Genomic DNA, 13401 nt, shown 5'->3' on the forward strand with positions numbered 1-13401 from the left:
TCTGCTAAATTGATATAAACGCTTAGTCGTCTATATCAATTTTTACAATACACGAGTAGATGTATGGAATTTGTTCTGGAACCTTGGCACTGGTTTGTATTGGGTGTTTTACTCATGCTCTCCGAATTGGCCCTGCCCGCTTTTGCTGCCTTATGGTTTGGTATCGGTGCCATTATGGTCGGGGTTTTATACTGGATGTTTCCGATGATGGGTTTCACCACCCAGATTGTCACCTGGATTATCCTGTCTGTGCTATGCACCTTGTTGTGGTTCAAGTTTATCAAACCGCTTTCCATTGATAAAACCAAAGCCGGATTATCCCGTGAAGCCACGATCGGTCAGGTCGGCATGGTGATTCAAATCCATTTGCAACATGACCTGATTAAGGTACGTTTTCCAATGCCTGTGTTGGGTTCAGATGAATGGAATTGCCGTACTTTAGCGCCGGTACACGTTGGAGACCGGGTTCGCGTGGTCGAAATTTCGGGTAATGATCTGGTGGTTAAACCCCATAATCCCAATAACGAAAATATATAAACTGAGGAAATAACATGTCTGGTGGAACAATTATTGTTTTGGCGCTGCTGGTTTTTGCCGGGGTGACCATTTTTAAAGGGGTGCGCATTGTCCCGCAGGGTTATAAATGGATTGTGCAACGTCTAGGTAAATACCATACCACTCTGGCTCCCGGCCTGAGCTTTGTGATTCCCTATATTGATGAAGTGGCTTATAAAGTCACCACCAAAGATATCGTGCTGGATATTCCTTCGCAGGAAGTGATTACCCGTGACAATGCGGTACTGCTGATGAATGCAGTGGCCTACATTAATATCACTACCCCGGAAAAAGCGGTTTACGGCATTGAAAACTATACTTGGGCCATTCAGAACCTGGTGCAAACTTCACTACGTTCAATTGTCGGTGAAATGGATCTGGATGATGCGCTATCCTCACGTGATCACATTAAAGCAAAACTGAAAGCCGCCATTTCCGATGATATTTCCGATTGGGGCATTACCCTGAAAACCGTGGAAATTCAGGATATTCAACCCTCATCTACCATGCAGGCTGCAATGGAAGCACAAGCGGCTGCCGAGCGTCAGCGTCGCGCTACCGTGACCAAGGCAGATGGTGAAAAACAGGCCGCCATTTTAGAGGCCGATGGTCGTCTGGAAGCTTCACGCCGTGATGCAGAAGCACAAGTCGTCTTGGCTGAAGCCTCACAAAAAGCCATTGAGATGGTGACTTCAGCCGTGGGTGATAAGGAAATTCCAGTTGCTTATTTGCTTGGTGAACAATATGTCAAAGCCATGCAGGACATGTCGAAGTCCAACAATGCCAAAACTGTGGTGTTGCCTGCCGACATCCTGCATACCATCCGTGGAGTGATGGGACGCAATCAGTAACCTATTCTTTTAACTTGAAAAATAGACAGCAAAGGCTGTCTATTTTTATTTCCGCCACGAAAAAATCTGCAATTTTTTTTAATCTATGGTTAAATTTCGCGTTATTTTTTTGAAATTATTTGTGCTTGTTCTTTAAAAGCCTGTGTTTCGATCTACTGTCCACCGTGTAAATGGATACCGTATGAGCTCCCTGAATCCGACCTTAATTACCTTTCTTTTTTATATTGTCGCCATGGTCGCGATTGGCCTTCTGGCTTATCGCGCGACAGCCAATTTCTCTGATTACATTTTGGGAGGTCGTCGTTTAGGTAGTTTCGTGACGGCGCTCTCTGCCGGTGCTTCAGACATGAGTGGCTGGCTGCTGATGGGCCTTCCTGGCGCAATTTATCTTTCAGGTTTATCTGAAATGTGGATTGCCATTGGCCTGATTATTGGTGCATGGCTTAACTGGCTGCTGGTTGCCGGACGGTTACGTGTACACACCGAAGTGCAGCACAATGCCCTGACCTTGCCAGACTATTTTTCCAACCGTTTTAACGACCAGAAGAAAATCTTGCGAGTGGCATCAGCTTTCATCATTTTGATTTTCTTTGCTATTTACTGTGCTTCAGGCATGGTGGCCGGTGCGCGCCTGTTTGAAAACATGTTTGGCCTGTCCTATAGCACGGCGCTTTGGATCAGTGCGATTGCCACCATCAGTTATGTTTTTATCGGTGGCTTCCTCGCGGTCAGCTGGACCGATACCATTCAGGCGACATTGATGATTTTTGCTCTATTACTGACCCCTATTGTGACCATTTTGAGTTTCTCGGACCTGTCTCAAATGACCTTGGCACTTGAGGCAGCACGTCCACAAGCCATGAATGTCATGGGGGATTTAAGCTTTGTGGCGATTATGTCCCTGCTTGCCTGGGGCTTTGGTTATTTTGGTCAACCACATATTCTGGTGCGTTTTATGGCAGCGGATTCGGTGAAATCCATTCCCAATGCACGCCGTATTGGTATGGCCTGGATGACTTTATGCCTGGGTGGTGCAGTGGCAGCAGGTTTCTTCGGCATTGCCTACTTCCAGCAGCATCCGGAACTGGCTGGTGCGGTGACAACCAATCCTGAAACCGTATTTATGGAGCTGACCAAAATCTTGTTCAATCCTTGGATTGCCGGTATTGTTCTTGCCGCCATTTTGGCTGCAGTGATGAGTACCCTGAGCTGCCAGCTTTTAGTGTGTTCAAGTACCTTAACTGAAGATTTTTATAAATCCTTCCTGCGTAAAAATGCATCACAAACCGAACTGGTCTGGATTGGCCGTCTCATGGTTTTACTAATTGCCCTGCTTGCTATCTGGATGGCTGGAAACCCTGAATCCAAGGTACTTGGTTTAGTCGCTTATGCATGGGCGGGCTTTGGTGCCGCTTTTGGTCCACTGATTATTCTGTCCTTGTTCTGGCGTCGTATGACTTTAAATGGCGCACTTGCCGGTATGCTGGTCGGAGCCGTGGTGGTCATTCTATGGAAAAACCTGTTGGGCGATACCGGTGTTTATGAAATTATTCCGGGCTTCATTGCTTCAATCATTGCCATTGTCGTGGTCAGCCTGCTGGGTAAAGCCCCTTCTGCTGAAGTGACCACCCGTTTCGATGAAGGTGACCGCCTGTATAAAGCATCTAAATAATTTTTACAGTCTAAGCGCGTAAAAAAAAGAGGACTTTAAGTCCTCTTTTTTTGATTCAATTTTGATGAATTTACATTATTTTTAGCTTTTACGCGCCAATAAAAATTCTGAAATCTGGTTCAGTTCAGCTGCATCTTCAGCAAACATCTCCAAAGCATTAAAGGCCTGGTCATGCAGCTCCTTGGCATAGGCTTGAGCTTTTTCCAGCCCCATCAGTGCAGGATACGTCGATTTATCCACTTGCTCATCCTTGCCCGCAGTTTTCCCCAGTACTGCCGTATCGGAAATAATATCCAGAATGTCATCCTGCACCTGGAAGGCCAGTCCAATCGCTTGCGCATATTCACGCAGTTTAGGAATGGCAGGATCTGTACCTTCAAATACGGTCACGGCTGCTATCATCACTGCCGCGGAAATCAGGGCACCAGTTTTATTACGGTGAATATTTTCCAGAGCATCCTGATCCACACGCTTGCCTTCAGCCTGCAAATCCAGCACCTGACCACAGACCATTTTCGAGCTGGCAGTGGCCAGAATTTGCATCTGTTTTAAAACAATGGCCGGAGCAACTGCCGGGCCCTGGTCAAACAGACGGCTACCCAAGATTTCAAAGGCCATCGACTGCAAGATATCCCCTGCCAGTAATGCCGTATCTTCCCCAAAAGCGACATGACAGGTCGGTTGACCACGACGCAAGGAATCATTATCCATACAGGGTAAATCATCGTGGGCCAGTGAATAACAGTGAATCATTTCAATGGCGACTGCAGCACGGCGTACGGCAGCAAAATTTGCATTCGGTTTTAAAGCAGCGGTGGCATAACAAAGTGCAGGACGTACCCGTTTTCCGCCCAGCATGACCGCATGATACACAGCCCCTTTAAGCGGCTCCGGTATGGAAAATGCGTCTAATGCCGTTAATAAATCTTGTTGAATACGTTGCTGTGCTTGAGTTAATGCATTTGCTTGCACGTCAGTTAAAGATGACACATTCGCCTCGAATACTTTGCTTGGGGAATAGATCGGGAAAATTAAAAATGTCCCCGATCTAATATACAACGCTCTTGTCACCTTCGACAGAGAACTTGCGATTCCTCATCTACATGAGAATTGAACCGTCATCATCGTTTAAGCTTGAACCAGACTAACTTATTGATCAATGACAAGCAGCATGATACTGCTTTCTCGCAAGATTCTCTATCTTGTTTGCTATTTCAAGCTATCTTCCGGAATTCGAACCCAGCCTTCCATCAGTACCCGTGCACTGCGGCTCATGACCGCTTTTTTGACTACCCACTGCCCATTTTCCTGAACAGCTTGTGCGCCAACTCTTAAAGTACCAGATGGATGCCCGAAGCGTACTGCTTCACGTACTCCGCCACCTGCTGCCAGATTGACCAGGGTTCCAGGAATCGCAGCTGCCGTACCGATCGCCACCGCAGCCGTGCCCATCATGGCATGATGCAGTTTGCCCATCGACAAGGCGCGAACCAGCAAATCGACATCAGTGGTTTGAATGTCTTTACCGCTTGAAGATGTATACGCTTTAGGTTTCGATACAAAAGCTATTTTAGGGGTATGTTGGCGCTTTTCTGCTTCGGAAATATCCTGAATCAGACCCATCTGTTTGGCGCCATAAGCCCGGATGGTTTCAAAACGTGCCAGAGCTTGGGCATCACCATTAATGGCATCCTGTAATTCTGTACCCTCATAGCCAATATCTTCTGCATTTAAAAAAATGGTCGGAATACCGGCATTAATAAAGGTGGCCTGGAAAGTTCCGATTTCCGGCACTTCCAGGGTATCCACGACATTCCCCGTCGGGAACATGGCTCCGCCCTCTTCACCATCATCAGCCGGGTCCAGAAATTCAATAGCAACTTCAGCTGCCGGGAAAGTCACCCCATCCAGTTCAAAATCACCGGTTTCCTGCACCTGTCCATTGGTGATAGGCACATGGGCAATAATGGTTTTTTGAATATTGGCTTGCCAGATACGGACTGTACAAATGCCATTTTCAGGAATACGTTCTGCATTTACCAAGCCGTTGGAAATGGCAAATGAGCCGACTGCAGCCGTCAAGTTACCGCAGTTTCCGCTCCAGTCCACAAAAGGCTGATCAATCGAAACCTGTCCAAATAAATAATCGACATCATGATCTGGCTGGGTACTTTTAGCCAAAATCACGGTTTTACTGGTACTTGAAGTTGCTCCACCCATGCCATCAATCTGCTTGCCGTATGGATCAGGACTTCCAATTACTCGCAGCAATAACTGATCACGCACTTTTCCAGCCTGCTGTGCAGCTTGCGGCAAGTCATCCAGTTTGAAGAACACACCTTTACTGGTACCGCCACGCATATAGGTTGCTGGAATCTTGATTTGTGGAGCAAAACTCATTTCTCTTTTATCCTTTCATTTATCATTGTTGTACATCTTCAGCAAAATGCTAAAAAGTATCATAGCGATTTTTTGATGAAATAGATGCTTTCTTGACTTAAGTATAAAAAACGGATATCAAACTTTTTTTTATCATTAACATCATTTTATTTTATGTAATAAAAAATAAAATTAATTCCTTGATTCGAAATCAAAATATATAAAATATGTTTTTTGTGATTATTTTTTAACAACCTCCCTCCTGGCCCTGTACTAGGCTTATACATTTCAATCTATTACAATCCATTACAATCCTTTCCTTACACATTGTCGGGCTGAATACTTTGAACAACGAGTCTTCCAAACTTCAGCGTGGCTTAAAGAACCGTCATATCCAACTGATCGCCATGGGCGGTGCAATTGGGACAGGCTTATTCTTAGGTTCCGCACAGGTCATCCAATCTGCTGGCCCTTCCATTATTCTGGGTTATGCCATTGGTGGTTTAATCGCCTTTTTAATCATGCGCCAACTGGGTGAAATGATTGTACATGAGCCTGTAGCAGGATCATTTAGCCATTTTGCCTTTAAATATTGGGGCAAATTCCCGGGCTTCCTGGCGGGTTGGAATTACTGGATCTTATATATTCTAGTAGCCATGACAGAGCTGACTGCAGTCGCCAAATATATCAATTACTGGTGGCCGCATATTCCTGCATGGGCTTCGGTACTGTTCTTTTTCATTGTCATTACTCTGGTCAATCTCGGCAATGTGAAGTTTTATGGCGAATCCGAATTCTGGCTTTCTATTGTTAAAGTGACTGCCGTGATTTCCATGATTGTTTTCGGTTTGTATTTATTGCTGACCGCAGATGCAGGTTCAACCTCTTCATTTAGCAATCTCTGGGCACATGGCGGTTTCTTCCCGAATGGTTTTGAAGGCCTGTTCTATATGCTGGCTTTCCTCATGTTCGCCTTTGGCGGTATTGAACTGATTGGTATGGCGGCTGCGGAAGCCAAAGACCCGGAAAAAACCATTCCTAAAGCCATTAACCAGGTCGTTTTCCGTATCCTGATTTTCTATGTGGGTTCACTTACGATTCTTTTATCCTTAGTGCCTTGGAACCAGCTAGACCTCGGCGGTCTGGATAAAAGCCCATTTGTGATGATTTTCAGTCAACTCGGCATTGGCTGGGCAGCGCACTTACTGAACTTCATTATCTTGACTGCGGCATTGTCTGTTTATAACAGCGGTATGTATGCCAATAGCCGTATGCTGTATGGTCTGGCACAGCAAGGCAATGCACCAAAAGCGTTCCTGAAAGTAAATAAACAAGGTGTGCCTATTCCTGCTGTTTTATTCTCGGCTCTGCTCATTTTCGGTTGTGTGCTTTTAAACTACTTTGTTCCAAAAGACGCGTTAGGTCACTTGATGTACGTGGTCGTGGGTGCATTGGTTCTTAACTGGGCCATGATCAGTCTGACACATTTGAAATTCAAACAGGCTGTCAAAAACGCTGCGATTCAAACCAAGTTCCCGGCACTCTGGGCTCCTGTCAGCAATTATGTGGTACTGATCTTTATTGCAACAGTCCTTTATATTATGTGGACCCAAGGTTTTAAAGAATCTGTACTGATGATTCCTATCTGGATTGTGCTGATGTTTGGCCTATTCAAAAGCCTAAATGCGAAGAAATCTTAAGCGCAAAATTCATTTAACTCATTTTAAAAAGTTATTGTTTCGACAATAACTTTTTTTTTACCGGTATTTGCGCTAAATTAGCTGCGCATTGCGCCCTTAGCTTAACTGGATAGAGCAGTTGCCTCCTAAGCGACCGACGTGGGTTCGAGTCCCGCAGGGCGCACCATCATTTTTCCCAAACTTAGCAGCACATAGCTCCAAGTACATTGATGTTTAAATATTTTTTTAAATTTATTAACCGCCTATAATTCAACAAAACCGCCCATAGTTGCAATTAATGAGTACACGAATGACTATATAAATAAATAGTTCTATTTATACCCTAGCTGATTTTCAATTGATAACTAATAGAAGCGAACGAGTTTAAAGTCTTTATATATTAATTTTATACATGTAAAAAAAATGATTGAGGGCATAACTATATGATATATACAATTAAACACCCCACTCATTTGCTTTTTATATAGTTTTAACTATAAGAATATTTGATGGGTTTTGTTTTTAGCAACTTGAGAAATGTTCACTCTAATTACGTAAAACTCTATTAGAGTTTTTTCCATGTCATATTACTCATGGTATTACTACTTTTAGATTTACCCTGAACTTTAAGCTGATCCTTCGAGGCATTTATACGGGCATCAACATTATAAACCTGACCATCTTGTGTATTAATCCATACACCCTTACTGAATTGCTGATGATTACTATCGGCAACAAGTCCTCTTAAAGTCTCCATCCCGAAAATCGGCTGATTTTTCAGAACACCCCGACATTTAGTACAGGTTTCAGCAACTGGCGCACCAGGCAACGGATAATTTTTAGTGACAACAGCACTGTACTGCCCTGTTTTAGAATTTTTGCGAATCACAATATCTGAAATATAATATCCGGTACGGTCATCTATGACCTTCCATGTGCCAATTAACGGGTCAAAAGGCATGGCATTTAATGGGTTGATAAGCCCCAGCAGTAGTGCAACAGCACCAATAAATTTAAACTTCATATAAAGATATTTTACAACTAAGTTAGAAAAGAAGCACAAGTGTGTATAAAGCGCGGGGGATTATAGCAATTATTTTTTTTCAAAAGACAAAAAATTCATCAAGATGAAACACATACCCTATCCTAGGTTCGAACAAAAAGTAGTTCAACAATGTAATTGCGTTGGGTTTTCTTTTTCTCATTTCCTCTTATAATTCATCTACCAATAACAACATAAAATCATGAAATCAAAAATACGAACCGCACTACTTCTTTCTATTGCTATCACCGGCTGCCAATAGCAATCTGAAGAAGCCATCGTTTCTGAACCAGCTGTTGATCCAGGGGTAAAAGCTCAATTCGAAGAATCAGATGCCAAAACCGAACAATTCCTGAATGGATTAGATAACCCAGACACTACACAAAAAGTGCGTAAACAGATCCTGTGTACAAATTATCCTTCTGAATACCAAAAGAATTACATACCTGCACTATTAAAGCTTTCGCCTAAAAATTAGACTAATGAAGTCATGTTGCTTTCTGATCTGGAAAGGCATTGAATTGCTAGGGATTAAGATAAAGTAAAACCCAACATTCAATGCTGAACTTAAATAAATTGCAGGTGAGCTGTTATGGAAAGAGCTGTTATTGCAGTAATTCTCATTATTATCGTGATATTACTGATCACTTTTTATTTCAAGAAAAAATAACTCACCTGCTTATTTATAAAGCAAATCTAAACAGTACTGTCATTTTATAGGTGTATATTCACACCCTGATACTACGGATAGTATTCGATCGCACAGACCCACTTCGGTGGGTTTCTTTATATTTTTCTTCAAATTAACATTGCCAAATGCTATCACGACTTTAGTATTTTCTTAATTATATAAATTAAATATCCCATGTCTGACTTTTAGATATCTTTAAGTGAATACCTTACAACTGTCCACACGATACCATCTAGGATCATTCAAAAGATACTCAGTTCTGGTATCAAAAGAACCTCAAATCACCATGAGATTAAACTTGATTTAAGCATCATTTTACATGAATTTCATTATTCAAAATTTCACTGGTCTAAGCTGACAATAAGATAAGAATTTTGTACTCCTCGAATGAAATATAAAGATCAATAATCCAAGCAATTAAAATTTAATGCTTTGAACTGCTATTGTTTAATTTCAATTATTACGCTTAAAAAGAGAACTCTATCACATAAAAATATGATACTTTTTATGATAAATGATCACTTTTTAATCAAATAAATATTCAAACAAAATAATTATCAATTAAATTTAATTTATTATTTTTCAATTATTTAAAATAAACTATTAGTCTAAATTTAGACTAAAAACTCTAATAAGTTCATTTTTTAAACTCTATAGTTTTTTATAGAGCATTTACTCTTTTTTTTATTGTGCTATTTTTGTCACATGGAGTAACAAATGATATCTGGTTATATAACTGATATTAGGAAAATAAATTTAGCGCATTCAAAAACACAAATCAGCCGTAATAAAATTTGTACCTCAAGGAAAGACACAAAATGAAATTAAAAACTCTTAGTACCGCAATGATTCTTGCAACAGTACCAATGACGGGTGCATTTGCAGCTGCACTAGATCGCTCAGGTCAATCTATTTCAGCCTTCCTACAACCGGGTAACTATTTCGAAGCGGGTATTTCTGTTTTAGATCCAAATGTTTCAGGTAAAGTAAATAATGGATATACTCCAAACCCTGCAGCTCCAGCAAGTGCTATTGGGCTTCAAAATACAAACTTATCAGATATGGGAGATGATTATTATTTTCCAAGTGCAGCATTAAAATTACAGCTTACTGATAATTTCTCTTTTGGCTTAATTTACGATCAGCCTTTCGGAGCTGATGCAACTTATTCAGCCACAGACTCAAGTTCACCTGCTGTACTACCAGGTGCATTAGCCGCATTTCAAGGTCAAGGTTTATTCCATAATGGTTCTGAATCAACTAAAGTTGAAGTAAAAACACAAAATATATCAATGCTATTTGGTTTCCAACCAAATAAAAATTTAAATTTTTATGCAGGTCCAGTTTATCAAACTGTTGAAGGTGACGTTCAATTACGTGGTCTAGCATATGGCGGTAGCAGTACATTTGGCTCTTATAATGCCAATATGGAAGAAGACGGTTCAGTCGGTTGGTTAGCTGGTTTTGCTTATCAAATTCCTGATATTGCTCTCAAAGCATCTTTAACATATCGTTCTGAAATTGACCATGATGCAAAAACCACCGAAACTTTTAATACAGGTTTATTTGCTGGTCTTAACCTACAACCAAATTCAAGTACTTCAATCACGACACCACAATCTGTTAACCTGGATTTCCAAACCGGCATCATGGCAGATACCGTAGCATTTGCTAATGTACGCTGGGTTGAATGGTCTAACTTCTCCATTCGCCCACCTAAATTTGGTACAGCTAGTGTACAAGCACCTGTTGTAGCTTCAACTGGAAAACCAAATGGCTTTGATTTAGTTGCATATTCCGATGATCAAATTTCTGCAACTGTTGGTGTTGGTCGTAAACTGAGTGAGCAATGGGCTGGTAACGTTTCGGTAGGTTATGATACTGGTGCAGGCAATCCAGTATCTACCCTTGGTCCAACAGAAGGTTACTGGAATGTTGGTTTAGGTTTACAATTCAGCCCAGCACCAAACTACTTCATCGCGGGTGGTGTGAAATACTTCTGGTTAGGTGATGCTAAAGCACAATCTGGCGCACAATTTGGTACTCCTAATACAGTTGCTAGCTTTGAAGACAACAATGCACTTGCATACGGCTTAAAAATTGGTTACCGCTTCTAATTTTATTTAACCAAACAATAAAAGACCATTGTTCGCAATGGTCTTTTTTCAGTCTTTGATTAGCATTTAATATACATTTATAAATTAATAGCTGTATTTTCCATCAAACGGTTAATTTTTTATTTTGAAATTTACTTCATTCTTCATAATTTTCTTTTTATTTAAAAATCATAAAGATAATTTAACAAAAATAGAATTATTACTCTATCAAGCATCATTTGTGTGCTTACAAGTCAATTATTAAACTCTAGCAGAGTATTTACTCTTTTTTTATTTATGTTACTTTTCCAGCACTTTTAGTTACAAAATGGCATCAGGGAAAGAACCATGAAGCTCAACAAAATATATTCAGCAGTTTTAATTAGCTTACTTCCATCTGCTTCAGTATTTGCCGCTGGCTTAGATCGCTCAGGTCAATCTATCGCCGCATTTTTACAACCCGGAAATTATTTTGAAGCAGGCATTTCTATTTTAGACCCTGAAGTTTCAGGTAAAGATAAGTCTGGAAATACGGCTACAGATATGGCTGGTGACTACTATTTCCCACATGCTGCTTTGAAAGTTCAAGCGAATGAACACTTTTCTGTAGGTTTAATTTACGATCAACCTTATGGTGCGGATGCAGAATACTCTGGAAATAATAATTTTGTAGAAAATCGTCCTGTTCCTTTTAAAGGTGGCACCTCTGTCGAAGTAGACACACAAAACTTAAATCTCATATTAGGCTACCAACCGACTCAGAATTGGAACTTATATGCAGGTGCCGTATATCAAACTGTGGATGGTACAGTACTACTTCGTGGTACTACCTATAGTGCTTTCAATGGCTACGATTTCAGAACGGGTGAAGATGAATCGGCAGGCTGGTTAGCAGGTGTTGCATATCAAATTCCGGAAATTGCACTCAAAGCTTCCGTCACCTATCGTTCAGAAATCAAGCACAAGATCAATGCTTATGAACGCTTTAATGCTGCAGGCATGACAGGCAATACCCTATTAGATAATGCAATGACTGCCTTAAATGCATCTTCAGGACAAACTGAATTAACCACGCCACAATCTGTCAATGTTGATTTACAGAGCGGCATTATGGCGGACACTGTTGCCTTTGCAAATCTGCGTTGGGTGGATTGGTCTAATTTTAAAGTTCAACCCTACAATTTTGGAAAACTCTCTCAAATGCTTGGACAAGCAGGTCTGGTACCGGGAAAACCGAATGGCTTTAATCTAATTGACTATAAAGACGATCAAATTTCTGCAACAGTAGGCCTGGGTCGTAAACTGAATGAACGTTGGGGTGCCAATGTCTCTGTAGGCTGGGATTCAGGTGCGGGTAATCCAGTCACTACCCTTGGTCCAACGGAAGGCTACTGGAATGTGGGAACAGGTGTGCGCTTCTCCCCTGCTGAAAACTACTTTATCGGAGCAGGTGTGAAATATTTCTGGTTAGGTGATGCTGATGCTGTGACTGGAGCGCATACCCAAGCAGGACAATTTGCAGATAACCATGCTATCGCTTATGGTTTGAATGTAGGTTATAAATTCTAAATATATTTTATATGTTTAAAAAAGGCGTACCCGATGGTACGCCTTTTTTACTTATATAAATATAAGGATTTAAGCTGGAATATTACGCACTGAAGCATTACGAATCGCTTCTTTTAATGCATCATACCCGTGAATCGGTGGAAACTGTGGGAATTCCGCAATGACATTTTCCGGTGCATCAAACAAGAACCCGTGGTCTGCTTCGCCCAGCATTGTGGTGTCGTTATAAGAATCGCCTGCTGCAATCACACGGAAGTTCAAACCGTGCAGTGCTTTAACGGCCTGGCGCTTTTGATCTGGCTGACGAAGTTTATAAGCGGTGATCATGCCATTTTCATCCGTTTCTAACTTGTGACAGAAAATGGTTGGCCAATCCAGTTGCTTCATTAAAGGATGAGCAAACTCATAGAACGTATCTGAAAGAATAATCAATTGAAAATGAGTGCTGACCCATTTCACAAATTCTTTTGCCCCCGGGAAAGGTCCCATCTCTGCAATTACTTCCTGAATATCGTTTAAGCCCAAACCGTGTTCTTTTAAGATATTCAGGCGCTGCGTCATTAACACATCGTAGTCTGGAATATCACGTGTAGTGGCTTCCAATGCTTTAATTCCTGTTTTTTTGGCAAAGTTAATCCAAATTTCCGGAACCAGCACCCCTTCAAGATCAAGACATACGATTTCCATGGGTTCTCCCAATGTCAGTGAAAAAATTTTGCGTTATGATAGCTTAAAAATAGATATTTCAGGGGCTGTTTTTTAAATCTATTTTATTCATAAGCATTTATTTTTTAGTGCTAAACAGCTTATTTCAATTCTATTAGAATCATTGTGAATTAAATTAATATAGGTTTTTAAGTGTCCAAG

The 13401-nt window shown here is 41.1% G+C and carries 10 protein-coding genes and 1 tRNA gene; 7 read left to right on the forward strand and 4 right to left on the reverse strand.

Annotated features, from left to right (window positions below):
• Positions 1–63 precede the first annotated feature (63 nt).
• The 3 genes from E0H88_RS10480 (at position 64) to putP (ending at position 3078) form a co-directional block, all read left to right on the forward strand.
• Positions 64–537 carry an NfeD family protein gene (locus E0H88_RS10480; protein WP_131274120.1) on the forward strand — a complete coding sequence of 158 codons (474 nt, stop codon included), beginning with the start codon at positions 64–66 and terminating at the stop codon, positions 535–537.
• Positions 538–551: 14 nt separating this feature from the next.
• Positions 552–1406: an SPFH domain-containing protein gene (locus tag E0H88_RS10485; RefSeq protein ID WP_092819778.1), complete on the forward strand. Its 855-nt coding sequence runs from the start codon at positions 552–554 to the stop codon at positions 1404–1406.
• A gap of 181 nt (positions 1407–1587) precedes the next feature.
• A complete protein-coding gene (gene putP, locus E0H88_RS10490) occupies positions 1588–3078 on the forward strand; it encodes a sodium/proline symporter PutP (RefSeq protein ID WP_131274121.1) in 1491 nt (496 codons plus the stop codon).
• A gap of 81 nt (positions 3079–3159) precedes the next feature.
• Here putP and E0H88_RS10495 read toward each other — a convergent pair whose 3' ends face one another.
• The gene (locus tag E0H88_RS10495) at positions 3160–4068 is read right to left on the reverse strand and encodes a polyprenyl synthetase family protein (protein ID WP_092819780.1); all 909 of its coding nucleotides are present in this window, start codon (positions 4066–4068) and stop codon (positions 3160–3162) included.
• Between the two features lie 219 nt (positions 4069–4287).
• Positions 4288–5478, reverse strand: coding sequence for a 2-methylaconitate cis-trans isomerase PrpF (prpF, locus tag E0H88_RS10500; RefSeq protein WP_131274122.1), 1191 nt, complete (start codon positions 5476–5478; stop codon positions 4288–4290).
• Between the two features lie 323 nt (positions 5479–5801).
• On the opposite strand from prpF, the gene E0H88_RS10505 reads away from it, so the two are divergent.
• Together E0H88_RS10505 and E0H88_RS10510 are read left to right on the forward strand one after the other, a co-directional pair.
• Positions 5802–7157 (forward strand): amino acid permease, encoded by a 1356-nt coding sequence (locus E0H88_RS10505; RefSeq protein WP_131274123.1) that lies wholly within the window; start codon positions 5802–5804, stop codon positions 7155–7157.
• A gap of 90 nt (positions 7158–7247) precedes the next feature.
• Positions 7248–7323, forward strand: a tRNA-Arg gene (locus tag E0H88_RS10510).
• A 378-nt stretch (positions 7324–7701) separates the two neighbouring features.
• On the opposite strand, the gene E0H88_RS10515 is transcribed toward E0H88_RS10510, so the two are convergent.
• A complete protein-coding gene (locus E0H88_RS10515; protein ID WP_131274124.1) occupies positions 7702–8160 on the reverse strand; it encodes a DUF2147 domain-containing protein in 459 nt (152 codons plus the stop codon).
• A gap of 1527 nt (positions 8161–9687) precedes the next feature.
• On the opposite strand from E0H88_RS10515, the gene E0H88_RS10520 reads away from it, so the two are divergent.
• The gene (locus E0H88_RS10520; protein ID WP_131274125.1) at positions 9688–10986 is read left to right on the forward strand and encodes an OmpP1/FadL family transporter; all 1299 of its coding nucleotides are present in this window, start codon (positions 9688–9690) and stop codon (positions 10984–10986) included.
• A gap of 327 nt (positions 10987–11313) precedes the next feature.
• Positions 11314–12534, forward strand: coding sequence for an OmpP1/FadL family transporter (locus E0H88_RS10525; RefSeq protein WP_131274126.1), 1221 nt, complete (start codon positions 11314–11316; stop codon positions 12532–12534).
• Positions 12535–12603: 69 nt separating this feature from the next.
• Here the strand turns inward: E0H88_RS10525 and thrH are convergent, their stop codons facing one another.
• Positions 12604–13221 (reverse strand): bifunctional phosphoserine phosphatase/homoserine phosphotransferase ThrH, encoded by a 618-nt coding sequence (gene thrH / locus E0H88_RS10530; protein ID WP_086196902.1) that lies wholly within the window; start codon positions 13219–13221, stop codon positions 12604–12606.
• Between the last annotated feature and the right edge of the window lie 180 nt (positions 13222–13401).

Source organism: Acinetobacter sp. ANC 4216 (assembly GCF_004331195.1).
Classification (GTDB): Bacteria; Pseudomonadota; Gammaproteobacteria; order Pseudomonadales; family Moraxellaceae; genus Acinetobacter; species Acinetobacter kookii.

What these genes read in the sequence shown, in the direction of transcription:
- E0H88_RS10480 (WP_131274120.1), top strand. Translation starts at nt 64, where the DNA reads ATGGAATTTGTTCTGGAACCTTGGCACTGGTTTGTATTGGGTGTTTTA.
- E0H88_RS10485 (WP_092819778.1), top strand. Translation starts at nt 552, where the DNA reads ATGTCTGGTGGAACAATTATTGTTTTGGCGCTGCTGGTTTTTGCCGGG.
- putP (WP_131274121.1), top strand. Translation starts at nt 1,588, where the DNA reads ATGAGCTCCCTGAATCCGACCTTAATTACCTTTCTTTTTTATATTGTC.
- prpF (WP_131274122.1), bottom strand. Translation starts at nt 5,478, where the DNA reads ATGAGTTTTGCTCCACAAATCAAGATTCCAGCAACCTATATGCGTGGC.
- E0H88_RS10515 (WP_131274124.1), bottom strand. Translation starts at nt 8,160, where the DNA reads ATGAAGTTTAAATTTATTGGTGCTGTTGCACTACTGCTGGGGCTTATC.
- E0H88_RS10520 (WP_131274125.1), top strand. Translation starts at nt 9,688, where the DNA reads ATGAAATTAAAAACTCTTAGTACCGCAATGATTCTTGCAACAGTACCA.
- E0H88_RS10525 (WP_131274126.1), top strand. Translation starts at nt 11,314, where the DNA reads ATGAAGCTCAACAAAATATATTCAGCAGTTTTAATTAGCTTACTTCCA.
- thrH (WP_086196902.1), bottom strand. Translation starts at nt 13,221, where the DNA reads ATGGAAATCGTATGTCTTGATCTTGAAGGGGTGCTGGTTCCGGAAATT.